Source organism: Methyloceanibacter superfactus, from assembly GCF_001723305.1.
Taxonomy (GTDB): domain Bacteria; phylum Pseudomonadota; class Alphaproteobacteria; order Rhizobiales; family Methyloligellaceae; genus Methyloceanibacter; species Methyloceanibacter superfactus.
This window is the reverse complement of the sequence record NZ_LPWF01000023.1, coordinates 188350-212309: the sequence shown is the minus strand read 5'-3', so window position 1 is coordinate 212309 and position 23960 is coordinate 188350. Positions and strand designations below refer to the sequence as shown.

The 23960-nt window shown below is 64.6% G+C and carries 25 protein-coding genes and 1 pseudogene; 13 read left to right on the top strand and 13 right to left on the bottom strand.

All coding sequences use genetic code 11. The annotated features are described in order from the left end of the window. Positions 1-21 precede the first annotated feature (21 nt). Positions 22-1290, top strand: a complete 1269-nt coding sequence (locus AUC69_RS07170) for a response regulator (RefSeq protein WP_069441529.1) — start codon at positions 22-24, stop codon at positions 1288-1290. 25 nt (positions 1291-1315) lie between these two features. Here AUC69_RS07170 and AUC69_RS17385 read toward each other — a convergent pair whose 3' ends face one another. The 3 genes from AUC69_RS17385 to AUC69_RS07160 all read right to left on the bottom strand — a co-directional run bounded on the left by AUC69_RS17385 (position 1316) and on the right by AUC69_RS07160 (position 4902). Next, complete coding sequence (locus AUC69_RS17385) at positions 1316-1492, bottom strand: hypothetical protein (protein WP_158008043.1); 177 nt, start codon at positions 1490-1492, stop codon at positions 1316-1318. 120 nt (positions 1493-1612) lie between these two features. Then, positions 1613-3640 (bottom strand): protein meaA, encoded by a 2028-nt coding sequence (locus AUC69_RS07165; protein WP_069441528.1) that lies wholly within the window; start codon positions 3638-3640, stop codon positions 1613-1615. Between the two features lie 119 nt (positions 3641-3759). Further along, positions 3760-4902: a hypothetical protein gene (locus AUC69_RS07160; RefSeq protein ID WP_083239187.1), complete on the bottom strand. Its 1143-nt coding sequence runs from the start codon at positions 4900-4902 to the stop codon at positions 3760-3762. Positions 4903-5327: 425 nt separating this feature from the next. Here AUC69_RS07160 and ccrA point away from each other — a divergent pair, with 425 nt between their 5' ends. After that, the gene (ccrA, locus tag AUC69_RS07155; protein ID WP_069441586.1) at positions 5328-6644 is read left to right on the top strand and encodes a crotonyl-CoA carboxylase/reductase; all 1317 of its coding nucleotides are present in this window, start codon (positions 5328-5330) and stop codon (positions 6642-6644) included. Between the two features lie 86 nt (positions 6645-6730). Here the strand turns inward: ccrA and AUC69_RS17910 are convergent, their stop codons facing one another. From AUC69_RS17910 to AUC69_RS07140, 3 genes are all read right to left on the bottom strand, one after another. After that, positions 6731-7096, bottom strand: coding sequence for a cupin domain-containing protein (locus tag AUC69_RS17910; protein WP_069441526.1), 366 nt, complete (start codon positions 7094-7096; stop codon positions 6731-6733). Between the two features lie 3 nt (positions 7097-7099). Further along, complete coding sequence (locus AUC69_RS07145) at positions 7100-8107, bottom strand: urea transporter (RefSeq protein ID WP_069441525.1); 1008 nt, start codon at positions 8105-8107, stop codon at positions 7100-7102. A 95-nt stretch (positions 8108-8202) separates the two neighbouring features. After that, positions 8203-8910, bottom strand: coding sequence for a cysteine hydrolase family protein (locus AUC69_RS07140; RefSeq protein ID WP_069441524.1), 708 nt, complete (start codon positions 8908-8910; stop codon positions 8203-8205). Between the two features lie 541 nt (positions 8911-9451). Between AUC69_RS07140 and AUC69_RS07135 the strand changes: the two genes are divergently transcribed. The 10 genes from AUC69_RS07135 to AUC69_RS07090 all read left to right on the top strand — a co-directional run bounded on the left by AUC69_RS07135 (position 9452) and on the right by AUC69_RS07090 (position 17775). Next, a complete protein-coding gene (locus AUC69_RS07135) occupies positions 9452-11140 on the top strand; it encodes an acyl-CoA dehydrogenase family protein (RefSeq protein WP_083239186.1) in 1689 nt (562 codons plus the stop codon). Continuing rightward, complete coding sequence (locus AUC69_RS07130; RefSeq protein ID WP_069441523.1) at positions 11137-11664, top strand: TspO/MBR family protein; 528 nt, start codon at positions 11137-11139, stop codon at positions 11662-11664. Before AUC69_RS07135 ends, AUC69_RS07130 begins: the two co-directional genes overlap by 4 nt. Before the next feature lie 16 nt (positions 11665-11680). After that, positions 11681-12508 (top strand): SDR family oxidoreductase, encoded by an 828-nt coding sequence (locus AUC69_RS07125; protein ID WP_069441522.1) that lies wholly within the window; start codon positions 11681-11683, stop codon positions 12506-12508. 52 nt (positions 12509-12560) lie between these two features. Beyond that, positions 12561-12761 carry a twin transmembrane helix small protein gene (locus tag AUC69_RS07120; RefSeq protein ID WP_069441521.1) on the top strand — a complete coding sequence of 67 codons (201 nt, stop codon included), beginning with the start codon at positions 12561-12563 and terminating at the stop codon, positions 12759-12761. 114 nt (positions 12762-12875) lie between these two features. Further along, positions 12876-13454, top strand: a complete 579-nt coding sequence (locus AUC69_RS07115) for a cob(I)yrinic acid a,c-diamide adenosyltransferase (RefSeq protein ID WP_069441584.1) — start codon at positions 12876-12878, stop codon at positions 13452-13454. A gap of 19 nt (positions 13455-13473) precedes the next feature. Then, entirely contained in the window at positions 13474-14187 is a 714-nt protein-coding gene (locus AUC69_RS07110; RefSeq protein WP_069441520.1) for a rhomboid family intramembrane serine protease, read from the top strand. Between the two features lie 131 nt (positions 14188-14318). Beyond that, the gene (locus tag AUC69_RS07105; RefSeq protein WP_069441519.1) at positions 14319-15068 is read left to right on the top strand and encodes an electron transfer flavoprotein subunit beta/FixA family protein; all 750 of its coding nucleotides are present in this window, start codon (positions 14319-14321) and stop codon (positions 15066-15068) included. Further along, positions 15068-16018, top strand: a complete 951-nt coding sequence (locus AUC69_RS07100; RefSeq protein WP_069441518.1) for an electron transfer flavoprotein subunit alpha/FixB family protein — start codon at positions 15068-15070, stop codon at positions 16016-16018. The genes AUC69_RS07105 and AUC69_RS07100 overlap by 1 nt, the downstream gene beginning before the upstream one ends. 22 nt (positions 16019-16040) lie before the next feature. Then, positions 16041-16982: a 3-hydroxybutyryl-CoA dehydrogenase gene (locus AUC69_RS07095; RefSeq protein ID WP_083239185.1), complete on the top strand. Its 942-nt coding sequence runs from the start codon at positions 16041-16043 to the stop codon at positions 16980-16982. A 169-nt stretch (positions 16983-17151) separates the two neighbouring features. Beyond that, on the top strand, positions 17152-17775 hold the full coding sequence (locus tag AUC69_RS07090; protein ID WP_141700644.1) for a hypothetical protein: 624 nt from the start codon (positions 17152-17154) through the stop codon (positions 17773-17775). Positions 17776-17875: 100 nt separating this feature from the next. Here the strand turns inward: AUC69_RS07090 and AUC69_RS07085 are convergent, their stop codons facing one another. Beyond that, positions 17876-18226: a hypothetical protein gene (locus AUC69_RS07085; RefSeq protein ID WP_069441516.1), complete on the bottom strand. Its 351-nt coding sequence runs from the start codon at positions 18224-18226 to the stop codon at positions 17876-17878. Positions 18227-18294: 68 nt separating this feature from the next. Next, positions 18295-18900, bottom strand: coding sequence for a hypothetical protein (locus AUC69_RS07080; protein ID WP_069441515.1), 606 nt, complete (start codon positions 18898-18900; stop codon positions 18295-18297). A gap of 263 nt (positions 18901-19163) precedes the next feature. Between AUC69_RS07080 and AUC69_RS07075 the strand changes: the two genes are divergently transcribed. Then, positions 19164-19565, top strand: coding sequence for a hypothetical protein (locus tag AUC69_RS07075; protein ID WP_069441514.1), 402 nt, complete (start codon positions 19164-19166; stop codon positions 19563-19565). A gap of 81 nt (positions 19566-19646) precedes the next feature. Here the strand turns inward: AUC69_RS07075 and AUC69_RS07070 are convergent. The 5 genes and pseudogenes from AUC69_RS07070 to AUC69_RS07050 all read right to left on the bottom strand — a co-directional run bounded on the left by AUC69_RS07070 (position 19647) and on the right by AUC69_RS07050 (position 23621). Further along, positions 19647-20695 (bottom strand): annotated as a pseudogene (locus AUC69_RS07070) (class I SAM-dependent methyltransferase). 121 nt (positions 20696-20816) lie between these two features. Beyond that, positions 20817-21470: a response regulator transcription factor gene (locus AUC69_RS07065; RefSeq protein WP_069441513.1), complete on the bottom strand. Its 654-nt coding sequence runs from the start codon at positions 21468-21470 to the stop codon at positions 20817-20819. After that, a complete protein-coding gene (locus tag AUC69_RS07060) occupies positions 21471-23072 on the bottom strand; it encodes an ATP-binding protein (RefSeq protein ID WP_069441512.1) in 1602 nt (533 codons plus the stop codon). Continuing rightward, positions 23065-23310 (bottom strand): hypothetical protein, encoded by a 246-nt coding sequence (locus AUC69_RS07055; protein WP_141700643.1) that lies wholly within the window; start codon positions 23308-23310, stop codon positions 23065-23067. The genes AUC69_RS07060 and AUC69_RS07055 overlap by 8 nt, the downstream gene beginning before the upstream one ends. Further along, complete coding sequence (locus tag AUC69_RS07050) at positions 23307-23621, bottom strand: hypothetical protein (RefSeq protein WP_141700642.1); 315 nt, start codon at positions 23619-23621, stop codon at positions 23307-23309. The genes AUC69_RS07055 and AUC69_RS07050 overlap by 4 nt, the downstream gene beginning before the upstream one ends. Positions 23622-23960: the final 339 nt, after the last annotated feature.

Here is a 23960-nt window from a genome sequence, read left to right as displayed (position 1 = left end):
TCCGACAGGCGGGGGCCGACCATGCAGACCAGAGATTTCCAGCCGGACGATCTATTTGCGCAGATCCAAATTCTTGTGGACGGGCTCGAAGCCGAGCGGAGCGCGCGCCAGGCGGCCGAAATGGCCGACGCGGCCAAGGCCGAAATTCTCGCGGTGATCGGCCGCGAGCTGTCCACGCCGATGGAGACGCTGGTGGCGATGACCGAGCGTCTGCTCGCCGGACAGCATAACGGCTCGCAGCGGCGTCAGGTCGAGACCCTGGCCCATTCCGCCCGGAGCCTGCTCGGCGCGGTGCACAACATCCTCGATTTCTCCAAGCTCGAAGCCGGCGAGGCCGAGCTCTCTTTGCAGCGCTTCGATCTGCATGCGCTGGTCCGGAGCGCCGCCTCGGTGCTTCAGGCGCGCGCCAGCGCCAAGGGGCTCACCAGCGGCGTCGACATGGGCGCCAATTGTCCGCGCTTCCTACTCGGCGACGAGGTGCGCGTCCGCCAGGTGCTCATGGGCCTGATCGAGACCGCGCTGGAGGCAACGAGCGAGGGCTCGGTGCGGCTCTATGTCAGCGTCAACGATGCGACGGACCCGCTCACCTTGCGCTTCGACGTCACGGACACGAGCGAAGGTCTGACCGAGGCGCAACAGGACCGCCTGTTCCGGCCTTCGGCCGAGCAATCACGCGTCGGCGGCGGGCTCGGCCTGCCGATCGCGCGCCGGCTTGCCGAGGCGATGGGCGGCGGAGCCGGCTGCGACAGCGCGCTCGGCCAGGGCACGCTTTATTGGTTCACGCTCCAGGCGCTGGCCGCCGACGATGACGGCGAGACGGACGAGGCCCCGGTCGAGCAAGGCGAGATCGTGGCCAAGGTCGCGGCTCCCAAAGAGGTGGCTCCGAGAAACACGCTTTCCGGTCACGTGCTCGTAGTTGAAGGCAATACCGTCAACCGCATGCTGATCGGCGCTTACTTGGACGAGTTCGGGCTGACCTACGAGGGCGTCGAGAACGGTGCCGCGGCCGTCATGTGCCTTGCCGCGCGCAGCTACGATCTGGTGCTCATGGATACGGTGCTGCCTGACTACGACGGGATGCAGATTGCCAAACGCATCCGCTCCATGCATGCGCCGTCGTCGGAGGTGCCGATCGTGGCGATCACCGCGCCCGGCGCCACGGACGACGACCAGGACTATGTCGCCGCCGGAATCAACGCTTGCGTATCGAAGCCGATCCAGGGCCGCGCGCTCTATGCCGGCCTCGTGCCCTTCCTCGGCGCGCCGATGGAGTTCGCCAAGGCGAGCTGAGGCCCGCGCGGAGGATGGACGGCGCCTAGACGTTGTCCATGAGAACGCCGGCGAGCAGGATCAGATAGGCGATCAGCAATAGGCCGAGCCCGTAGCCCGTGAAGATCGGCAGCGGCACGATCATGCCGATGACGACCAGGACGGCGATGACGACGGAGACGAGGAAGGTCTCCCGGCGCGGCGTGCTCAAATTGAAGTTCATGGGTAGCTCCCCCCTTGGCCAGGACGCGCGAAGAGAATCGCGACGTTGCCGGGACTCTAGCGGCAAAGCGGGTCTGCTGCCATTGCCTAGACTGTCTCTGCCCAGACCATGGGGAGATTTCTAGAGCCGCACCTTTTCCTTGGCGCGCAACGGTGGCACCGGCACGCCCGCCTCGGCCAACACTTCCACCTTGTTGTCCACGAGACCGACAATGCCGGTCATGATGTCGTTGAGCTGGAAGTCCTTGGGCGTGTAGACGGCCGCGGCGCCGCATTGCTTGAGGATGTTGACGTCCTCGGGCGGAATGATGCCGCCGACCACGATGGGCACGTCTCCGAGCCCCGCTTCGCGCAGCTTCTGCGACACCTCGCGCACCAAGGACACGTGGGAGCCCGAGAGAATCGAGAGGCCGACCACATGGGCGCGCGCTTCTTTCGCCTGCTCGACGATCTCGGCGGGCGTCAGGCGGATGCCGTCATAGACGACCTCCATGCCGCAATCATGCGCCCGCACGGCGATCTGCTCGGCGCCGTTGGAGTGGCCGTCGAGGCCGGGCTTGCCGACGACAAAGGTAAGCGTGCGGCCAAGCTTGCCGGATACCTCCTCGACGAGCTTGCGCACCTGCTCCAGCCGCTCGGTGTCGACCGCATGGTCGGCGCCGATGCCGGTCGGCGCGCGATACTCGCCGAACACCTCGCGCAACACCGCACCCCACTCGCCGGTGGTGACGCCGGCTTTCGCGGCGGCGATGGACGGCGGCATGATGTTGCGGCCTTCCGAGGCGGCTTCCTTCAGATCGCGCAGGGCGTTCTTCGCAGCGGCTTCGTCACGATTCCGGCGCCAGGCCTGAAGGGCGGCGACCTGCTCGATCTCCACCGATTCCGGCACGGTGAGGATGCCCTCGGCGCCGGAGTCGAGCGGCGACTCCTCGGTCTCGGTATAGCGGTTGACGCCGACGAGCACTTGGTCGCCCCGCTCGATATCGGCGATGCGCGCGGCGTTCGAGGCGATCAGCGCCTCCTTCATGTAGTCGATGCAGGCAACGGCGCCGCCCATGGAGTCCAGCTTGGCGAGCTCGGCGCGGGCCTGTTCCTTCAACTCCTCGACCTTGCGGTCGATCACCTCGGAGCCGTCGAAGATGTCGGCATATTCGAGCAAGTCGGTCTCGTAGGCGACGATTTGCTGAAGGCGGAGCGACCACTGCTGGTCCCAGGGCCGCGGCAGACCGAGCGCCTCGTTCCAGGCCGGAAGCTGCACGGCGCGGGCGCGCGCCTTTTTCGACAGCACCACGGCGAGCATCGACAGCAGGATGCGGTAGGGATTGTTCTCCGGCTGCTGCTCGGTGAGGCCGAGCGAGTTCACCTGCACGCCGTAGCGGAAGCGGCGGAGCTTCGGATCGGTGACGCCATAACGGTCGCGCGCGATCTCGTCCCACAGATCGACGAAGGCGCGCATCTTCGAGACTTCGGTGATGAAGCGCACGCCGGCATTGACGAAGAAGCTGATGGCGCCGACGACGCGCGGGAATTTCTCGTCAGGAACCTCGCCCGAGCTTTTCACCTCGTCGAGCACGGCGATCGCCGTGGCCAGCGCGAAAGCGAGCTCCTGGGCCGGCGTCGCGCCTGCCTCTTGCAAATGATAGGAGCAGACATTGGTCGGGTTCCATTTCGGCATCTCGCTGTTGGTGAAGACGATGATGTCCTTGATCAGCCGCAAACTCGGTGCCGGCGGGAACACATAGGTGCCGCGCGACAGATATTCCTTCAGAATGTCGTTCTGTACTGTCCCCGTGAGCTTCGTCCGGTCGGCACCTTGCTCGTCGGCCAGCGAGACATAGAGCGAGAGCAACCACGCCGCGGTGGCGTTGATCGTCATCGAGGTGTTCATCGCGTCGAGCGGGATGTCCTTGAGCAGGGCCCGCATGTCGCCGAGATGGGAGACCGGCACGCCGACCTTGCCGACTTCGCCGCGGGCCAACGCCTCGTCGGAATCGTAGCCGGTCTGGGTCGGCAGATCGAAGGCGATGGAGAGGCCGGTCTGCCCCTTGGACAGATTCTTCCGGTAGAGCTCGTTGGAAGCCTTCGCCGTCGAATGGCCCGCATAAGTGCGGAACATCCAAGGTTTATCGCGTGTGGTGCCGTCTGCCATTCGCTGTCTCCGGGCGCGTCCGGTCGCGCGCGCATGTCTCATCGAAGCACGGGCACCCGCCTTGTGGCAACTCACCGGGGGGCCGCGTCACGCCCGTATTCCATGGAGCGGAAACTATATCAAATCCCTTCCATGGGGATGCCGAACAGGACGACGGCGAGCGCCATGGCGGCGAGCGTCAGGAATCCGGCGACGTGGAGCCGGCGGCGGCGGACATCCGGGCTCCTCAGCGCCACGCCCGCGGCGACCAGGCATTGCAGCAGGTAGAAGAGCGCGAAGGCCCGAGAGGCTAGGGTGATGACGGCGAAAACGTCCAGTGTCCAGGTGAGGGCGATGCCGATCAGGGCGATGACCGGATAGGCGTGGCGATGGTCGATGCGTTGGCCGCTGACCTGCTCGATGAGACCGCCGGCGCCGATGGCGTCGGCGACGGCGGCGGAGAGCTGGGCGAATACCGCGCCGATCACGATCAGATAGACCAGGCTCGAGGCGGCGGGCTCGATCACCGCGATGATGCCCGTGGCGTCGTCGTTCAAGGCTTTGGGATCCTCGACAGCGGCCATGGCCAGGAGAAAGAAGGCCATGTAGATGGCGCCGGACAGCCACTGCGCATAGCGCATGGTGCGGACACGAAGCTCTGGTGGATAGGCGCCGGCCAGGAAGCGCGATGTCTCGAAGCCCTGGACGACCACGAGCAGGCCGAGCACCACGCGGAAGGATTGCCAGTCGAAGGGCTTCGTCTGCTCGACGACATGCCAGGTGCCCTCCGCAGCCATGTCGATATTGAACCACGCGAGTGCGGCGAGCGCCGCGGCGATGATGGCGAGCTTCAGCCCGACGGCATATTCCTCGATGCTTTCGAGGCCGTGCAGGCCGCGCAGCAGACCTTGCGCGCCGATCCCGACCAGGATGGCGCTGGTGAGCGCCTTGGCCGCGAGCGGATGTGGGGCGCCAAGCCCTTTGAGCAGGAAGGCGGAGAGCAGCGTCAGGTAATAGGTGACGGAGATGAAATAGGCGACCGCGAGCGCGAGGTGGGATAGGCGCTCGATCGAGCCGAGCCATCGCCTGCCGCCTTCAGCGAAGAGCGGCTCGCCATGCAGAATGTTGAAGCGGATGGCGCCGCCGAGCAGATAGGCGAACCCCACGAGTCCGGCCATGGCGATCACGGAATAGGAGCCGAGATCGTGGGTCAGCAGCGGAAACGAGACGAGAAAACCCGAGCCGATGATGGAGGTAAGCGGCGTGACGGTCGCCCGCCACACGGGCGAGGCGGTGAGCCTCGGCGAGAACAGAAGCGCCAGGCGGCCGCCAGGACCACGAAGACGATGATATTGCCGGTCAGTTGCTGCTCCCGTTAGGCGTTTGATGGGCTCGTTCGACGCGTTTGGCCTGGGTTTAGGCCATTACCGCCAGCGGGCAAATGCGCTTGGCCAGCGGCGCGGTGCCGCGCCCACCGTGCGCCTTGCGCGAATCGACCCCTGGGCAGACCCGATTCTTTTTGCTAACCCTCCTCCCCGATTGAGGTCGCCCTGCCGGAAATAGGGCAAATTCAGGGAAGCCCCGGCACTTTTGGGGCGGGCGTGTGTTAAGTCTGCGGCCCGCAAACATGTTGCGGTCGCGAGATGGATCGAAGACAATTGCCGCAGTGCAAAAAGAGACCGAACAAGAGGACTGGGGGAACAACCGGATGAATGAAATGTCTTTAACTGCAGTTTCTCCAGAAACCGCTGCCCCACGGGGCGAGATCAAGGATCTTTACGAGATCGGCGAGATTCCGCCGCTCGGTCACGTGCCGAAAAACATGTATGCGTGGGCGATCCGCAAGGAGCGCCACGGCCCGCCGGATGAGGCCATGCAGGTCGAGGTGGTGCCGACATGGGAGCTCGATTCCCATGACGTGCTTGTGCTCGTGATGGCGGCCGGCGTGAACTACAACGGCGTGTGGGCCTCGCTCGGCCAGCCGATGTCGACGCTCGACGTTCACAAGAACCCCTATCATATCGCCGGCTCCGACGCCTCGGGCATCGTGTGGGCGGTGGGCGCCAAGGTGAAGCGCTGGAAGGTCGGCGATGAAGTCGTCATCCACTGTAACCAGGACGACGGCGACGACGAGGAGTGCAACGGTGGCGATCCGATGTTCTCGCCGTCCCAGCGCATCTGGGGCTACGAGACGCCCGACGGCTCGTTCGCGCAGTTCTGCCGCGTTCAGGACCGTCAGCTGTTGCCCCGGCCGCAGCATCTCACCTGGGAGGAGGCCGCTTGCTACACGCTGACGCTCGCCACCTCCTACCGCATGCTGTTCGGACACCGTCCGCATACGCTGAAGCCCGGCCATAACGTCCTGGTATGGGGCGCCTCCGGCGGCCTCGGCTCCATGGCCATCCAGCTCTGCGCCACGGCCGGCGCCAACGCCATCGGCGTGGTGTCCGAGGACGACAAGCGCGACTACGTGATGTCGCTCGGCGCCAAGGGCGTGATCAACCGCAAGGACTTCAACTGCTGGGGCCAGATGCCCAAGGTCGGCACGCCGGAATATGACGAGTGGAACAAAGAGGTCCGCAAGTTCGGTAAGGCGATCTGGGAGATCACCGGCAAGGGCGTGAATGTGGACAGCGTGTTCGAGCATCCGGGCGAAGCGACCTTCCCCGTCTCCTGCTTCATCGTGAAGCGCGGCGGCATGGTCGTGTTCTGCGCCGGCACCACCGGCTACAACCTCACGATGGACGCCCGCTATGTGTGGATGCATCAGAAGCGCATCCAGGGTTCCCATTTCGCCCATCTGCTGCAGGCAAGCCAGGCCAACAAGCTCGTCATTGAGAGGCACATCGACCCGTGCATGTCCGAGGTGTTCCCCTGGGAGCAAATCCCCAAGGCGCATATGCGCATGTGGAAGAACGAGCATCGCCCCGGCAACATGTCGGTGCTGGTGAGCGCGCCGGTCACGGGCCTGCGGACCTTCGAGGACGTGCTCGAAGCCAGCAAGGAAATGCACGGCGGCTCGTAAGCGCCGACAATCGAATTCGGCCGCCACGCGGCCCGCGGCGCCCCGGACCAACCGTCCGGGGCGTTTTTTTATGCTTGGTGCCGCCCTTAGTCTGGCGCCGTGAAGCGGACGGCCTTCTCGTAAATCAGAAGCGCCACGCAGCCGCCGTGGCTGCCGGGCGAATGACGCGTGCCCGGTGGGTGGATGATGAAGCTGCCGGCAGGATAGGTACCATCTTCATCGTATTGGTCGCCCTTGAGCACGAGCATGTGCTCATAGCCGATGTGCTCGTGCTCGGGGACACGGGCGCCGGGCTCGTAGCGCAGCAATACCGCTGACGCCCCGCCGTCCCCTTCCTTATAGAACCAATGGGCAGTTACGCCGGGACGGAAGGGATGCCATTCAGCCTCACTCAAGCTGTCTACGAATGCCATGAGGTTGAGGATGACCAGGGAGGCGGGGAGCGTAATCATGCATTAGTCTCCGGGACGTTGTGCGATCTGCGCAGAAGCCCGGGGCCTTGTCGTGCGCGCGGGCTGTGTCGTTGGTGCTGGCTTCGAGGTGCGTGGCGGCTCAGCGTCGAACCATTTGTCTTCAAACCAGCCTAAGCCGAGCATGAGCCAGGTGGTGAACACGTACGGCGCGGAGACCGTTTGCAAGCCCAGATCGCCGATCGCCGGGATCATCATGGTGGCGATCAGGGCCCCTAGGATAGAAAGCCTGAGCTTGCCGCCACAGGTCACGAACACCGCCACGGCCGTCAGAACGCCGTTGAAGCCGTAGAGACCGAGATCGGCGCTCCCCGGGTCGACGTTGCCGTAATAGTAGGCCACCGCCGTGCTGATGGCGGCGCCGCAGATCGCCAGCACGCCGTGCCGCCAGTTGCTGAGAAGCACGCCGCTGGCAAACAACACGCCCGGCAAGACCATGGGCGCGAACACGGCCTCCCCCAGGCTCGACAGCACCGCCATCACGGGATGGAATGTGGTTTGCGCTGTTGCCGTGAAATGGAGCGGTTGGACGACGTCGATTTGCGGCGCCAAGGCGTAGAGCGTCCAGAACACGATCAGAAACGGCAGGGCGAGAGTCGGGAAGGGCAGGATGGCAACGCAGACCCGCACCAGCATGATGGTAATGGCGACGCAGACTACGAGCACGGCCCACATGCCGACATTGGTCCAGCCGGTTTCGAAGAAGGCCGGGATCGCGATCGCAATGAGGGAGGGATTGAGACCCGGAAGCCCGCTTGAGAGCACGACGCCCCTGTCGCCGAGCAGCATGCGGCCGGCGGGCGTCATGATGCCGGCCACCAGAAGATAGGCGGCGCTGATCGGTGACGCCACGAGAACGGCCGCCAGGAAGAAAAGGCCCGTGAGCTCGTTGCTCTGGAAGCACATCTGCGAGGTGCCTCGCAGAACGAGCCGCCAGTACGGCACCTGACCCGGCGCTGCGGGGGGAAAGATGTAGTCGACGGGCTCTTTCATTCACGCACTTCATGTCAGCCCCAAACATAGACTAGGGGCCGGTCATGTCCTTGAGTGCAGAGGCGGACGGCTCCGTCGCCGGCAGTAACGCGATCCTATGCGGCGAAGGAGGTGGCCGAACTCACCTGCCCCGGCTGCTCTTTTGCCAAGAGCTCCAGCAAGGCGTCGGACTTGCAGGTCCAGCCGACGATGCCGCCTTGGGCAACCAGCGCCTTCAGCGTCATGGCCTTGAATTCGGGGAAGTAACTGTCGGTGCCGTCCTCGACCAGCACACAGTCGTAGCCGCGGTCGTTGGCACAGCGCATGGTGGTCTGCACGCAGACCTCGGTGGTCACGCCGGTGATCACCAGATGGGTGATCTTTCGAAGCTTCATGTAGTCGTCGAACTCGGTGTTGTAGAACGTATCCTTGCCTGGTTTGGAGATGACGAGCTCCCATTGGGCGGGCGCGCATTCGGGAATGAAGTCTGATCCCGGCTCGCCATCGATCAGGATCCGCCCCATCGGCCCCTTGTCGCCAATCTTGAGCTTGGGGTTGCCGCGGTTCCGCTTGGCGGTCGGCAGGTCGGAGAGATCCGGCTTGTGGCATTCCTTGGTGTGGATGATCGGCAGCTCGGCCTTGCGAAAGGCTTCCTGGAGCTTGCCGATGACCGGGATGCAGGGCTGGAGATTCTTGATGTTGTCGCCGAGCGACTCGGCAAATCCGCCCGGCTGACAGAAGTCCCGCTGCATATCGATGCAGACCAGGGCAACATGGTCGAAACTGAAATCGTAATGGAATGGCTTCGCATCAATGATTGGCATGGTCTCGTTCCATAGCTGAGCCCGGTTCGTCCCACCGGGTTGCGTCGTCGCATGAGGGGGCCAGTTGCAACACATAGCCGGAGCAACTTAAAATTGGCTTGAAAGAGTCGCGCTAATTCGGGGCTTCTGATAATCCCCGAGGCATCCGTCGCGCGATCTGACATAGTTGGGAGCCTTCGACATGCTCCAACAGACGCGATAGCCCATGCTTTACTCTCGACCGGGCTCATGCCGGACCGCGGCATGAACTACAAAGAGCGCGCGCAGGCGCTCTTGCAGAGCACGCCGCAGGACTAGCCTCTAATCGCAGGCCGAATAGCGCTCATACACGGTGAAGGGATCGTCGTCGTGGGAGCGCGGCTTGCAAGGCTTGTTCAGCGCTTCCGGCGGCGGCGGATCGACGGGCGCGCCACGGGGGCGGGCTCCGATGGGCGAGGCGCTTCGGAGGCCTTTGGAGGCCTGAAGATCGGATTTGACTCTGGTCCCGCGTCAGGCTTCGTTGAGCCCGAAATCGACCAGAATCGTCCGAGGAGCCAGAGACTTGACCGCTGCCGAGACCTTGACCGACCGCGAGGCTTTGAGCCCCGCCGAGCTGATCCCCCTCCTGGAATCCGCCGCCGAGGCCGCCGGGACCCTGAGCGCCCGCGCCACGGAGGCCGTGAAGGCCAAGGTGGCCGGGAGCGGCAAGATCGACAACGCGGCACTGGAGCGCGAGGAGCACGTGGCCCATGGGCTCGCCTGGCTCGCCACCTACGCGGAAGGCATCCGCCAACTCGCCGACTATGCCAAGCGCGTGGACGGCGAGGGCCGGTTCGGCGAGCTTGAGTCCCTGCTCAGCCAGATCGCGGCGGGCGAGTATCTCGCCCAGCTCGCGGGCGGCGTCATCATGAGCCAGGGCGAGGTCGTCCGCTTGCATGAGCTCGGAGTGGCGGACTCCGCGCGCACGGAATTCCTCACCGACGACGTGACCGCCTTGATCGAAGGCGTGACGCCCGAGATTCGCGCCCGCGTCGTGTCGCTGATCCAGGATGCGCAGGGCGCGGCCGCCGCCAATTTCGGGGATCCGGGCCTGGAAGAGACCTTTGAGGAGATCCGCAACGAGATGCGCCGCTTCTCGGAAGCGGAAGTGGTGCCGCACGCCCAGGAATGGCATCTCAAGGACGACTACATCCCGCTCGAGCTGATCAATCAGATGGCGGAGCTCGGCGTGTTCGCGCTGACGTTGCCCGAGGAATATGGCGGGCTCGGTCTCGGCAAGGAGGCCATGTGCGTCGTCTCCGAGGAGCTGTCGCGCGGCTATATCGGCGTGGGCTCGCTCGGCACGCGCTCGGAGATCGCCGAGGAGCTGATCCTCAACGGCGGCACCGACGCGCAGAAGCAAGAGTGGCTGCCGAAGATCGCATCCGGCGAGATCCTGCCGACGGCGGTGTTTACCGAGCCGAATACCGGCTCCGATCTCGCCTCGCTGACGACGCGCGCGGTGAAGGACGGCGAGGTCTACCGCATCACCGGGCAGAAGACGTGGATCACCCATGCGGCGCGGGCCGACCTGATGACCGTGCTGGCGCGCACCGATCCCAACGAGAAGGGCTACAAGGGCCTGTCCATGTTCCTGGCGCCGAAGCCGCGCGGCACCGACGATAATCCTTTCCCGGCGGAAGGCATGTCGGGCGGCGAGATAGAGGTGCTCGGCTATCGCGGCATGAAGGAGTTCGAACTCTCCTTCGACGGCTTCGAGGTGCCGGCGGCGAACCTGCTTGGCGGCGTCGAGGGCCAGGGCTTCAAGCAATTGATGCAGACCTTCGAGGCGGCACGCATCCAGACGGCGGCCCGCGCCATCGGCGTGGCGCAATCGGCACTCGATATCGGCCTGCGCTATGGCATGGAGCGCATGCAATTCGGCAAGCCGATCATCAATTTCCCGCGCGTCTCCGACAAGCTCGCCATGATGGCGGCGGAGATCCTACTGGCCCGCCAGCTCACCTATTACTCCGCCCGGCAAAAGGACGCGGGGCACCGCTGCGATCTGGAGGCCGGCATGGCCAAGCTGCTCGCCGCGCGCATCGCCTGGGCGGCAGCAGACAACGCCCTGCAAATCCACGGCGGTAACGGCTTCGCCCTCGAATACACGATCAGCCGGGTGCTGTGCGACGCGCGCATCCTGTCGATCTTCGAAGGCGCGGCCGAGATCCAGGCGCATGTCATCGCCCGGCGCCTGCTCGAGCAATGAGCGCCGCGGCGGAGCCGGCCTTCTCCAAGCGCTCGATCATCGCGCTTGCCGTCGCGCTCGCGGTCTGTTTCGCCGCGTCGGCCATCGGTGGGGCGCTGACCCGGCCTAATCTCGACTGGTACGCCACGCTGACGAAGCCCGGCTTCGCGCCGCCGAACGCCGTGTTCCCCATCGTCTGGACCCTCCTCTACGCGATGATGGCGGTCGCTGCGTGGCTGGTGTGGCGGGCGCGGGCCGACGCGAGCGACAAGAAGACGGCGCTTGTCTGGTTCGGCATTCAGCTTGCGATCAACGTGCTGTGGTCCTTCGCCTTCTTCTTCATGCACAGCCCGGCTTACGGCTTCGGCGTGATCATGGCGCTCATCGTCGCCATTCTCATCACCCTCATCCTGTTCGACAGGGTCAGCCGCCCGGCGGCCTTGATGCTGATCCCCTATCTGCTGTGGGTCGGCTTTGCCGCGGGGCTCAATTTCACCATCTGGGTGCTGAACAGCGGCTACGATTTCAGCCAACAGGCAGCGTAACCGTCAGCGCGGATTCATGATCCAACGCTCCGTCCTCATCACCGGCTGCTCTTCGGGCATCGGGCTCGCCTCTGCGCGCACGATGAAGGCGCGCGGCTGGCGTGTGTTCACCACGGCGCGGACGCCGGAGGACCTCGCAAGGTTGAAGGACGAGCACGGGCTGGAGAGCCTCTATCTCGACTATACGGAGCCGGAGTCGATCGCCGCAGCCGCGGACCATGTGCTCGCGGCGACGGACGGCGCGCTCGATGCACTGTTCAATAACGGGGCTTATGGCCAGCCCGGCGCCATCGAGGACGTGACGCCCGAGGTGCTGCGGGCTCAGTTCGAGGCCAATGTCATCGGTTGGCACGACCTGACGCGCCGCGTGATCCCGGCGATGCGGGCGCAGGGACAGGGGCGCATCGTCCAGTGCTCCTCGGTGCTCGGGCTGATCGCGGCGCCCTATCGAGGCGCCTATTGCGCCTCCAAGTTCGCCGTCGAGGCTCTGACCGACGTGCTGCGCATCGAACTGGCCGGCACGGGCATTTACGTCTCGCTGATCGAGCCGGGACCGATCGCCACGCGCTTCATCGAGCATGCCTTGGAGGCGTACCGGCGCAATATCGACTTGGAAAACTCCCCGCACCGGGACATCTACCGGGCGCGGCTGGCACAGATGGAGCAGGGCGGCCAAACGACCTTCAAGCTGCCGCCCGAGGCCGTGGCCAAAAAGCTCGTCCACGCGCTGGAGTCCAAGCGGCCGAAACCGCGCTACTACGTTACGGTTCAGACTTATGCGGTGGCGTGGCTGCGGCGTTTGCTGCCGACCCGTGTGCTCGACGCGGTGGCGGCAAGCAACTAAAGTCCCGTCCTGGCGTTGAAATCGACGCCCAACGAGACCCGGGAGGGGCCAGGTGGAATATTATCTTCGTTGGATTCTGCCGTTCGCGGTAGCCCTCGTGGCGGTCGTGCTTGGTATCGGCCTGTGGAACATGATGCGCGGGGGAGACCCCAATTTCAGCCAGAAACTGATGCGCGCGCGCGTGATCCTGCAACTCGTGGCGATCCTGATCGTTATGGCCATTGTCTATTTGGCGGGACAGCGAGCCGGGTAACGCTGGTTGAGGCCAGGATAACGAAGGCTTGACCCGCCTCGGGTCCGGGCTACGCTAAGCTCTAAAGCGGACTTTGCGATCCGCGGGTGGCCCTGGCGGGCAGGGCGGGTGGTCATGGTAATCCTCAACAAGATCTATACGCGCACCGGCGACGACGGCACGACAGCGCTCGGCTCGGGCCGCCGCGTGGCAAAATACGATCTGCGGGTCGAATCCTACGGCACGCTGGACGAGACCAATGCCGTCATTGGACTGGCACGCATACATACCGGCACGGACGATCCGGAGCTCGACGCCGTGCTCGCGCGCATTCAGAACGATTTGTTCGACCTCGGCGCCGATCTCTGCTTTCCCGACGAGACCAAGGACGGCAGCGCTCGCCTGCAAGTGACCGACGCACAAGTCGAATGGCTCGAAGGCAAGATCGACACGCTCAATCGCGCACTCGATCCGTTGCGATCCTTCGTGCTGCCCGGCGGCACCCCTGCCGCCAGCTTCCTGCATCTCGCCCGTACAGTGTCGCGCCGGGCGGAACGGCTGATTGTCGCCTTGCGCTCGCGTCCGGATGAGCCGGTCGGCGACGCGGCCCTCCGCTACATCAACCGGCTGTCGGACTTTCTGTTTGTTGCCGCGCGCTATGCGAACGGCAAGGGCAAGTCCGATGTGATGTGGGTGCCGGGCAAGAACCGCTGATGCGATCGGCGGTGCGCTCGTGTTCGTCCCCCTCCACGACACCAACCCTCTCAAGAAGATCCGCTTTCAATATGTGACGGTGGGGCTGATCGCCCTCAATGTCGCGATCTATGTGATCTTCCAAACGGGATGGTTCATCCCGCTCGCCGACGAAGACGTGACGGCCTTCGCCGTGGTCCCGGCCAAGCTCTTGGCCAGCACGGGCGGCGGCACCGCGTTTTTCGCCAATGGCGCGGTTCTCGTGCCGGAGCGCCTGACGCTGGTCACCTACATGTTCCTGCATGGCGGGTGGCTCCACCTCATCGGCAACATGCTGTTCTTGTGGGTCTTCGGCGACAATATCGAGGACGCCATGGGGCATATCCGCTTCATCATGTTCTATCTGATGTGCGGGATCTTCGCGGCGATGCTCCATGCCTACATGCTGCCGCACTCCGACCTGCCGCTGATCGGCGCCTCGGGCGCCGTGGCCGGGGTGATCGCCGCCTATCTGATCCTCCACCCCAAGGTGAAGGTCTGGGTGCTGGCGCTATGGCGCATCCCCATCAAAATCACCGCCGCCTGGGCGCTCGGCATCTGGATCGCGGCCCAATTCGTGAGCTTGTTGTTCGAGAGCGAGGAGGCCATCGCCTGGTGGGCCCATGTGGGCGGGCTGGTGGCCGGGGCGGTGTTAATCCTGTTTATGCGGCGGCGCGGTGTAGTTCTGTTCGACCGCACCCGGGGCGGGGCCTGAGGGGCCTCTGGAAAACCCTGGGAACCATTGACTTCGGCCATTTCGGGCAGTACGGTCGCCGCCATTTCGCAAGTGCGAGATGCTGGCTTTTGGGGGGCTAGTCAACACAAGTGCGGGGAACATAAAGCCGCATGAAAATACTTGTACCCGTCAAACGGGTCATCGATTCAAACGTCAAGGTCCGCGTCAAATCCGATGGCAGCGGGGTCGACCTTGCCAACGTGAAGATGTCGATGAATCCGTTCTGCGAGATCGCCGTCGAGGAAGCCGTCCGCATCAAGGAGCGGGGCGAGGCCGACGAGGTGGTCGCTGTTTCTATCGGCAACGCCAAGTCGCAGGACACGCTGCGCACGGCGCTCGCGATGGGCGCCGACCGCGCCATTCTGGTCAAGACCGAGGAAGCCGTCGAGCCGCTCGCCGTGGCCAAGCTGCTCAAGGCCGTGGTCGAGACGGAAAAGCCCGATATCGTCATCCTGGGCAAGCAAGCCATCGACGACGACTGCAACCAAACGGGTCAGATGCTTGCCGGTCTGCTCGGCGTGCCGCAAGGCACGTTCGCCTCGAAGATCGAGCTCGCCGGCGACAAGGTCAGGGTGACGCGCGAGGTGGACGGTGGGCTGGAGACGGTCGAGCTGTCCAAGCCCGCGGTGATCACCACGGATCTCCGGCTCAACGAGCCGCGCTACGCCTCGCTTCCCAACATCATGAAGGCGAAGAAGAAGCCGATCGACGAGACCGCGCCGGAGACGCTGGGCGTGGATATCGCGCCGCGGCTCAAGGTGATCTCGGTCGCCGAGCCGAAGGCGCGCGAGGCCGGCATCAAGGTGGACGACGTGGCCCAGCTCGTGGACAAGCTCAAGAACGAGGCGGGGGTGCTCTAATGGCGGTGTTGTTGCTGGCGGAGCACGACAATGAGGCCCTGGCGCCGGCGACGGCCAAGGCGCTGACCGCCGCGCGGGAATTCGGCGGCGACGTGGATATTCTGGTTGCCGGCGAGGGCTGCAAGGGCGTCGCCGACGAGGCGGCCAAGCTCGAAGGCGTCGGCAAGGTCCTGCTCGCCGAGGCCCCCCAGTTGGCGAACCGCCTGGCGGAGGAGATGGCGGCGACCATCGTGCCGCTAATGGCCAATTACACCGTGTTGCTCGCTCCGGCGACCACGACGGGCAAGAATGTGCTGCCGCGCGTGGCGGCGTTGCTCGATGTCGGCCAGATCTCCGATATCATCGAGGTGAAGTCGCCCGACACGTTCGTGCGGCCGATCTATGCGGGCAATGCGCTCGAGACGGTGCAAACCTCCGACAAGACCGTGGTCGGCACGGTACGCACGACGGCCTTCGCCGCCACGGGCGAGGGTGGCTCGGCTACCGTCGAGACCGTAACCCCGGCCGGCGCGGTTGCGCTCTCCACTTTCGCGGGCTCCGATATCACCGTGAGCGAGCGTCCGGAGCTGACCTCGGCGGGGATCGTCATTTCGGGCGGCCGCGGCATGGCATCCGGCGAGAATTTCACCAAGCTGATCGAACCGATCGCCGACCGGCTGGGCGCGGCGATCGGCGCTTCACGCGCGGCGGTCGATTCCGGTTACATGCCCAATGACTATCAGGTTGGTCAGACCGGCAAGGTCGTGGCGCCGGATCTGTATATCGCCGTCGGAATTTCCGGCGCGATCCAGCATCTGGCCGGCATGAAGGATTCCAAGGTGATTGTCGCCATCAACAAGGATGCCGACGCGCCGATTTTTCAGGTGGCCGACTACGGGCTGGTGGGCGACCTGTTCACCGTCCTGCCTGAGCTCGACACCGAGCTGAAAAAGGCAGGGTATGGAGCGTAAGTGGAGTTCATGAGGAACACCGATGGACGACATAGTTCAAGGCTCGGATCTCCGCGCCGACCCAACCTCGAAGCAGGAGCGTAAGGTGGAGCCCATTCACAAGATCGCCGTGATCGGCGCGGGTCAGATGGGCAGCGGTATCGCCCATGTGGTGGCGCTCGGCGGCCACGACGTCGTGATCAACGACCTCGCCAAGGAGCGGTTCGACACGGCGATCCAGAACATCGACAAGAACCTGACGCGCCAAGTGGCCTCCGGCAAGATCACCGACGAGGATCGGGAAAAAGCGCTGGCTCGCATCACTTTCGGCGAAACCTACGAGTCCCTTGCCGACGCCGACTTGGTGGTGGAAGCCGCCACCGAGGACGAGGCGGTCAAGCGGAAGATTTTCGTGGCGATCTGCCCCTTCCTCAAGCCCGACGCCATCGTCGCCACCAACACCTCATCCATCTCCATCACCCGGCTCGCGGCCACCACCGATCGCCCCGAGCGCTTCATCGGCATGCATTTCATGAATCCGGTGCCGGTCATGGAACTGGTCGAGATGATCCGCGGCATCGCCACCGATGACGTTACCTTCACCCGCGCCAAGGACTTCGTCGAGTCGCTCGGCAAGACGACCGCCGTGTCGGAGGATTTCCCGGCTTTCATGGTCAACCGCATCCTGCTGCCGATGATCAACGAGGCGGTGTACACGCTCTACGAGGGCGTGGGGTCGGTCGACGCCATCGATACGGCCATGCGGCTCGGCGCCCATCATCCCATGGGGCCCTTGCAGCTCGCCGATTTCATCGGCCTCGACACCTGTCTGTCGATCATGCAGGTGCTGTATGAGGGGCTCGCCGATTCCAAGTACCGGCCTTGCCCGCTCTTGGTGAAATATGTCGAGGCGGGCTGGCTCGGGCGGAAGTCCAAACGGGGCTTCTACGATTATCGCGGCGAATCGCCGATGCCCACGCGCTAGCGAACCCTCAGCCAGCGCTTTCATGTGCCGCCGACAGCATCTTCGGTGGTCTCGCTTGCTTGAAGACGTCATCGATCATCGCTAAGGTCCGCCCTGGAGCGATACATTTCCTCGCGTGGCGGTTGGTGGGCCGCCATCACCAGATGGGAGATCATCGATGAAGTTCCAAATGCGTTTCACTGTCGGTACGGCTTTGGCACTGGCATTCGGCCTGACAGTGGCGGCGAGCCCGGCGCTCGCAAAGTGCAATCCCGATAACGCCTTGTTTGAAGACAATTTCGAGTTCATGGACGTCTCATGGGGCGAGCCTAACGAGAATATCTTCGTCGAGGACGACGCCTTGGTCGTCAAGGGGTGGCGCGATCAGGTCAATTTCACCACGCAGAACGAAGGCGCCAATGTCTGCGCCGACCTCACCGTCGTAGAGACCTCCAAGCCGGCCAATAGTCCCATGGGCTTGGTGTTCTGGTGGGCCGATTGGGACAATTACTACTATGTGTGGGTGTGGCCCGACGGCGGCCTCGAGGTTCGGCGCATCTTTAAGGGTAAGTCGTCGGTCGTCTTCACCACGGAGACCCTGGCGCTGAAGAAGGGCGTCGGCGAGACCAACCAGATCGAGCTTCAGCTGAAACCGCGTGATGCCACGATCATTGTCAACGGAACCAAGGTTCAGCGCTTCAAAGGCATTCAGCCCAAGGATGGCGGCATCGTCGGCATTACGGCCACGTCCCCGTCGGATGCCCCGGCCACCTTCAAATTCGACAATTTCATCGTGAGCGTGCCGGACGAATAGGCCGGCCGCCACTCATCGCCAATCAAATCAGGCCGCTGCCGGGATGCCGGAAGCGGCCTGATTTCGTTCCGGTCTGGTGGTCCGGAGAAGCCGGCCGCGCTCAGAGTTCTTGAATGTCCACGTCTTCCGGGTCCTGAACGTCCTGGTCGGGTGATGCGTTCAGGCTTCGGGCCGGATCCCATTTTCTTTGCAGCGCGATTGGCGCTTGCGCCGCCCGGCTCAAATCCGACGGTGCGGCGCGGGTGGTGGCGCGCGTGCCGTTGCTGGCAAGTGCGCCTTGCGCGGCTTGGGTTGATGCCGCCGAGCGCACGAAAATTTGCCCAGTCATCTGCTGGCCGGATCTTGCCCCTTGCGCGGCCCGCGCGGCGGCCGACCGTGACATGGCCTTTCGAGCCTGGATCGCCGTCGGCTGCGCCGCGAGCTGGGCGACCTGCGTGGGCGCCGTCTGCACCCGATTACGATCCGGGCTCTGACCGTCAGGCTTCCCGGCCTTTGCCGATTGGGTGGCTGCCGATCGCGTCAGGCGCTGCGCGACGGCTGGCCGCCGCCGGACTTGGCTTTCGCGGACTTGGCGGCTTGCGCGGTGGCGGCCCGCGTCAGGCTCGCGCTGACGCCGGTGCTGGGCTTCGCGGCTCGGGCGGCCGGATTGGAGGCCGAGCGTGCCCCGTTCACCGCCGAGACCGGCGCCGCTTCCGGGTTGGCGGCTTGCACCTGCTGCGTGCCGGCTGGTTGCGTGCTGGCGGACCTGGTCCGGCCGTCGGTTGCGCCCTGGCTGGCGCCCGATTTCGCCCCTTGTGCGGCTTGGATGGTGGCCGAGCGCATCGGCGCAGGCTCCGAGCCATCTTGAGCCGTGGGCGCGGGTTTGTGGCGTTGCACCTTGAGCGTGCGCGACAGGCTCGCTTGCGAGGCGGCTTGTCCCGAGCTTCTCGAACCTTGCGCGGCCCTTACGCCTTGGGTCTCTTTTGGCACCGAGCGCGCGCCGGCTGGCAGCGTGCCCTTCCTGACCGCGTTCTCCGTAAAGGTCGTGTTCCCGGACCGGCCGGCATAGATCGCCACGAGGGCGAGGACGGCGAGGGTAGCGATCGCCAGGATCGCGTAGCTGAGCTTTGCATCTTTCGTCGACATTCTTCTCTCCGAAGTTTGGATGATCGATGCTCCTGTCGGCGAATTAAGACCGCGTTCGGTGTCAATTGCAAGGCGCCACCGATCACGAAAACCCCAGTTTCCCGGCGTTCTTCCCGTGAATGCCAGATGAACGGGGCCCTCAGCTTCGGTTCAGCCGGGATTTGCGAAAACAGCATCCTGACACGAGCGGGGGGTTGCTTCCGCTCTCCCAATAGAGCCCGCGCCACTCGTGAGGAGGGCGCATCAAAATGGAGGTTGCTCCGATGTTGAAGACCGCACTCATGACCGCCGCCGCCTGTGCCACGCTCGCGCTCGGCACCCCCCTCGCCGCCAACGCCGCGGAGACCGCGCTTGCGGGCGACGCCCTGCGCGGCGCCGTGACCGGCAAGACCGTCTATCTCAAGATTTCCGGGTTCGAGCTGCCGATCCAGTATCGCGCCGGCGGCACGATGAAGGGCAGCATGGGCACGGTCGCCGCCGCCTTCTCCCGCGGCGACGGCTCCTCGGATCACGGCAAGTGGTGGATCGCCGACGACCAGCTCTGCCAGAAATGGTCTAGTTGGATGGAAGGCCGCACCTATTGCTACAAGCTCAGCCAGAACGGCAACGCCGTGCGCTGGGTGCGCAATGACGGCCGCTCCGGCACCGCGCGCCTCGGCGGCTAACGCCTGAACTTCTCCTCTACCCCCGCCTGCAACCTTGGCCGGACCCGGAAACACGGGCCCGGCCTTTTTTTGTCAGGACGCTTAAGGGCGCGCCTCGATGATCATATTGAAGGGCGTGTCGGCGGCTCGGCGGACGCGGGTGAAGCCGGCCTCTTTCAGCACCTCGGTGAGACGCTTCTCGCCGGCCTGAGCCCCGAGCGCCGTGCCGACTGGCTGGTTCAGCGAGGCAGGAACGCAGATGTTGGTGGAGAAGGCGTAATAGATGCGTCCCACCGGATTGAGATTGTCCTCGAGCGTATCGCCGGCCAGCGGCTCGACCAGCATCAGCGTGCCGTCGGGCTTCAAGGTCTGGCGAATATGCGAGGCGACGCCCACCGGGTCGCCCATGTCGTGCAAGGCATCGAACACCGTCACCAGATCGAAGCCCGCGCCGTCGAAGTCCTGAGCTTTGGCCACCGCGAAGCGCAAATTTCCCTGACCGTTGGCGGCGGCGCGCGCATGGTCGATCGACGGCGCATGGAAGTCGATGCCGATGAAGTCGGAGCTTGGAAAAGCCTCGGCCATGATAATGGTGGAGGCGCCGTGGCCGCAGCCGACATCGGCGACCTTGGCGCCGCTCGCAAGCTTGGGCGTGACGTCATCCAAGGCCGGCAGCCATTCGTCGACGAGATGCGCCTTATAGCCGGGACGGAAGAAGCGCTCGGTGCCGCAGAATAGGCACTCGCTATGATCGCCCCAGCCGACGCCGTCGCCGCTCTGGAAGGCGCGGGTCAGCTTGGGCTCGTCGGCGAACACCGCGGCCAGCGAGTAGAAGCCGCCCGTCATGTTAACCGGCTGTCGGCATCGGCGAGCACGGCTGCCTGCTCCGGCGTCATCGAGAACGTGCCGGTCGCCTCGTCATAGTCGATAAAGCCGGAGGCGGCCTGCGCCGACAGCCATTCGCGGACATAGCGCTCATGGGTGCCGGTCTTCTCCGCCAGGCCTTGCGAATCCAGCGGTCCATGCTCGGCCAGAGCCCGGTATAGCCCGAGCTTGTCGCCGACGAGCACCAGCGCGGCGTTGGCGGCCGCACCCAGTTCTCCGACCATCATATGGAGCAGGGGCTCCAGCTTTTCCATGTTCAGGGACATTTCGGGACTCCTTTCGGACTGACGCACGTGCGCGTGCCTGCCTAGCATGGCTGGCTCTTGCGCGCATGCCGTAGCCGAACTGGGGGCCTTTATCTAGGCGGGAATCCGGGAGGAGACACCCTTACGCTCTGAGACTCCTGCTTGGCGCCGAGGGCAGATACTCGATGGCGATGCGCATCAGCTCCGGCAGAGAGTGTACGCCGAGTTTCGTCTTCAGCTGGCTGCAGGTGTTGGCGATCGTCTTGTAGCTGACATGGAGGTCGGCCGCGATCTGAGCGTAGGGCTTGCCTTCGGCGAGCAGCGACAGGATCTGCAGCTCGCGCACGGTGATCGACCGCAACGGATTGGTGGTGCGCCCCCTGGCCTCCATGAAGGCTACTTCCGAGGCGAGCTCATGGCTGAGATATGGCGTGCCGCTGCGGATGTGCTCGAACGCCTTGACGATCTCCTCTCCCGAAGTGTCCTTCAGGATGTATCCATTGGCGCCGATCTTCAGCGCCCGGCTGACGATGAACGGGTCGTTGTGCATGCTGAACACCAGGATCGGCGTGCGGGTGTCGTGCAGCCGCAGACGCCGGATGAAGGACAGGCCGCCAAGCGAGCCGGTGCGCATGGCCAGATCGACGATGATCACGTCGGGCTTCTTGCTGCGGTAGAGACGAAAGCCTTCGGCCAGGCTTTCCGTCTGGATGATGCGCTTGACGCCGGCGAATTTCAGAAGCTGCCGGCAGCCTTCAAGCACGATCGGATGGTCGTCGATAACAAGCACTTGCATTTAGGATGCCTCTATTCTCTCAAACTGTTTGTGGGACTTCGCGCCGGTGACGGCGCTGATGGGGATGATCACGCGCAGGATGGCGCCTTGCGACGGCGCGCTCTGAATGGCGCATGACCCGCCCAGGGCATGGACTCGTTCCCGCATAGCGGTCAGTCCGAATCCGAGGGGCGTGTCCGGCAGGATGCCCCGGCCATTGTCTTGGATCAGGAGTTGCAGCGTCGGTCTTTTCGCGGAGTCGTCGCCGTCGCGGGGCGCACGCTTCTCGAACAGATCGACCCTGACCATGTCGGCCTTCCCGTGGCGGATGGCGTTAGTTACGGCCTCCTGAATGCAGCGGTAAATGGTGAGATCGACGGCATCGCCGTAGCGGGAGCCGCGAGTCCTGAGCGAGTGGGTGATGTCGACCTCGGGATAGCGGCGTTGCAGCTCGCCCAGCAGGTCGCCGGACAGTTCCGACAGCGCCACACGGCCGAGGGAGACGGGGCGCAGCTTCTTCAGCATGACCCGGTTCATCATCTTCAGGCGCTCGGTGACCCGCAAAATCTCGCCGATATGGCCACGGATGTCGTTGCTGCGGCTGTCGCGGCGGCGGCCGGTCAGGCGCTGAACGGACATGGCGTTGGCCATGATGCCGAACAGGCAGGGGCTCGCCTCGTCGTGCAGCTCGTTGGCGATCTCGCGGCGTTCATCCTCCTGCACGGTGATGAGCTGACCGTAGAGCCGCCCATTCTCGGCACGGGCACGGCCGAGAGTCTCGGCGAGCTTGTTGAAGCGCTCGGTGATGGCGCCGAGCTCCATGACCCGCGGCGGGGTGAGGCGGGCGGCGTAGTCGCCATCCTCGAGACGCAGAAGGCCGCGGGCGACGCTCGCCATAGGATCGAGCATGCGGCCAAGAACGGCATAAAGCATGACGAGCGCCAGAATATCGAGCACCAGCAACACGAGCGCCAGGGATGACACGTCGTGCCACACTTCGGCGATCTCGTCGGCCGGCTCGCCGGCGATGACGACGGTGCCCAGGTCCCAGACCTGCGGCATGGAGGCGACCGGCTGCTCGACGATGAGTACGGAGCCCGCCCTCGGTTCCGCCAGCACCACGCTCAACGTGTGTGGCGTCACTTCCGGCTCGACCAAGGCGCTGAACCAGGCGGGGGCTGCGGCCGGCCGATCCGGATCGCGCGCCGCATTGGGCTCGGGCGAAAGCTGGACCAGCGCGCCTTGCGCGTCGGCCATGTAAATGCGGACGTGGCGCAAACGGCCGATCTTGAGACGGCTGGCGAGTTGCGTGCTCTTCTTGGCGAGACCGCCCGACTGGCCGTTCGGCGCCAGTGACAAGATGGCGACACGCGCGAAATTCTTGGCGATGTCGACGGAGGCTTCCATCTCGACGCGCGTCGCTTGGCGCGCGTTGGCGACCCAGATCACGCCGGCGAAGATGAGTGCGACGAGGTTGATGACGCCGACAGCGATCAGCAGTTGGGTGCGGATGGTTTGGTCGTACCAGATCTTGTTCAGCACTTTGCCCACCTTCAGTTGGCCGAGCTTCTCGGTTGTCGGCCGTTGTCGACTTGCGGCGGCGTGACCGCGCACATCATCCATGCAGGACACGATTGCCGGGCCGCGCGAGACGCGCTTCCTTGAGTTGCTGGAGCGCGGCCTCGCGGCCGACTCCTTGTTGGCGCAGATAGAAATAATGCTGGCATACGGAGCCGAAGCCTTCCTTGCGATCGGCACGCGCGACGGCGCGCGACAACGTCTCGATGAGCTCCGGTGCGCTCTCGTCGATACCCTGCGCGGCCAGCATCCCCTCGAGCTGCACGGCGCGATTGGCGATCATGCGCGGCGGATCGCTGAACTGCTTGGCGGCGTCGTCGAGCGCTTGATGCATGGCGCGACGGAGGGATCGGTCTCGGCGAGATCCGCCTGCGCCGCCGCGCTCGCCAGCCACCGCTCCGGCGTCACGCCGCCATCGGCGTCGAGCCATTTGATGCGCGGCAGCGCCGGAGCGCGCGACGCTTGCGGCGTGGCCGTGACGGCTGTCTCGGACTCGGTGACATCGTCGCAACCGAGCACGAGGACCCCCAGAAGTGCGAGCGTCAGAACACGCGCCGCGAAAGCGGCGACCGCGGGCAATGGAGATAATCTCATAGACGGCATTTCTAAGCTGCTCTGGCTGCACGCAAAACGCACCGGCGCGAGCGCTGCCGGGCGCGCGGCCGGTGACATCGACGTTGATGTGTCACACATGATGCCACCGGGGGGATTGCCAGGGACACTCAATACATTTGCCGTTTGTTCCCGAGCACATGTCTGCGATTCCGACACGGGTCAGCGATTGATCTGGCGAATGGCATGGACTTGTCGCGCCACAGGTGGGGACTTCTCCTGGCCCGTTCGGACGAGAATCGCCCTGCCGGTTTAGAGCAATGGTCCAGCACCCTTTCTGGCTATCGAGCCAAAGACGCCTCGTCGGACGCAGCCCTAGAG

Coding starts and splice junctions, on each gene's coding strand:
- AUC69_RS07170 (WP_069441529.1), top strand. CDS start 22: ATGCAGACCAGAGATTTCCAGCCGGACGATCTATTTGCGCAGATCCAA.
- AUC69_RS07115 (WP_069441584.1), top strand. CDS start 12,876: ATGGTAATCCTCAACAAGATCTATACGCGCACCGGCGACGACGGCACG.
- AUC69_RS07090 (WP_141700644.1), top strand. CDS start 17,152: ATGCGTTTCACTGTCGGTACGGCTTTGGCACTGGCATTCGGCCTGACA.
- AUC69_RS07105 (WP_069441519.1), top strand. CDS start 14,319: ATGAAAATACTTGTACCCGTCAAACGGGTCATCGATTCAAACGTCAAG.
- AUC69_RS07125 (WP_069441522.1), top strand. CDS start 11,681: ATGATCCAACGCTCCGTCCTCATCACCGGCTGCTCTTCGGGCATCGGG.
- AUC69_RS07060 (WP_069441512.1), bottom strand. CDS start 23,072: ATGGATGATGTGCGCGGTCACGCCGCCGCAAGTCGACAACGGCCGACA.
- AUC69_RS07130 (WP_069441523.1), top strand. CDS start 11,137: ATGAGCGCCGCGGCGGAGCCGGCCTTCTCCAAGCGCTCGATCATCGCG.
- AUC69_RS07065 (WP_069441513.1), bottom strand. CDS start 21,470: ATGCAAGTGCTTGTTATCGACGACCATCCGATCGTGCTTGAAGGCTGC.
- AUC69_RS17385 (WP_158008043.1), bottom strand. CDS start 1,492: ATGAACTTCAATTTGAGCACGCCGCGCCGGGAGACCTTCCTCGTCTCC.
- AUC69_RS17910 (WP_069441526.1), bottom strand. CDS start 7,096: ATGATTACGCTCCCCGCCTCCCTGGTCATCCTCAACCTCATGGCATTC.
- AUC69_RS07055 (WP_141700643.1), bottom strand. CDS start 23,310: ATGATCGCCAATCGCGCCGTGCAGCTCGAGGGGATGCTGGCCGCGCAG.
- AUC69_RS07165 (WP_069441528.1), bottom strand. CDS start 3,640: ATGGCAGACGGCACCACACGCGATAAACCTTGGATGTTCCGCACTTAT.
- AUC69_RS07145 (WP_069441525.1), bottom strand. CDS start 8,107: ATGAAAGAGCCCGTCGACTACATCTTTCCCCCCGCAGCGCCGGGTCAG.
- AUC69_RS07100 (WP_069441518.1), top strand. CDS start 15,068: ATGGCGGTGTTGTTGCTGGCGGAGCACGACAATGAGGCCCTGGCGCCG.
- AUC69_RS07140 (WP_069441524.1), bottom strand. CDS start 8,910: ATGCCAATCATTGATGCGAAGCCATTCCATTACGATTTCAGTTTCGAC.
- AUC69_RS07075 (WP_069441514.1), top strand. CDS start 19,164: ATGTTGAAGACCGCACTCATGACCGCCGCCGCCTGTGCCACGCTCGCG.
- ccrA (WP_069441586.1), top strand. CDS start 5,328: ATGAATGAAATGTCTTTAACTGCAGTTTCTCCAGAAACCGCTGCCCCA.
- AUC69_RS07080 (WP_069441515.1), bottom strand. CDS start 18,900: ATGTCGACGAAAGATGCAAAGCTCAGCTACGCGATCCTGGCGATCGCT.
- AUC69_RS07095 (WP_083239185.1), top strand. CDS start 16,041: ATGGACGACATAGTTCAAGGCTCGGATCTCCGCGCCGACCCAACCTCG.
- AUC69_RS07050 (WP_141700642.1), bottom strand. CDS start 23,621: ATGAGATTATCTCCATTGCCCGCGGTCGCCGCTTTCGCGGCGCGTGTT.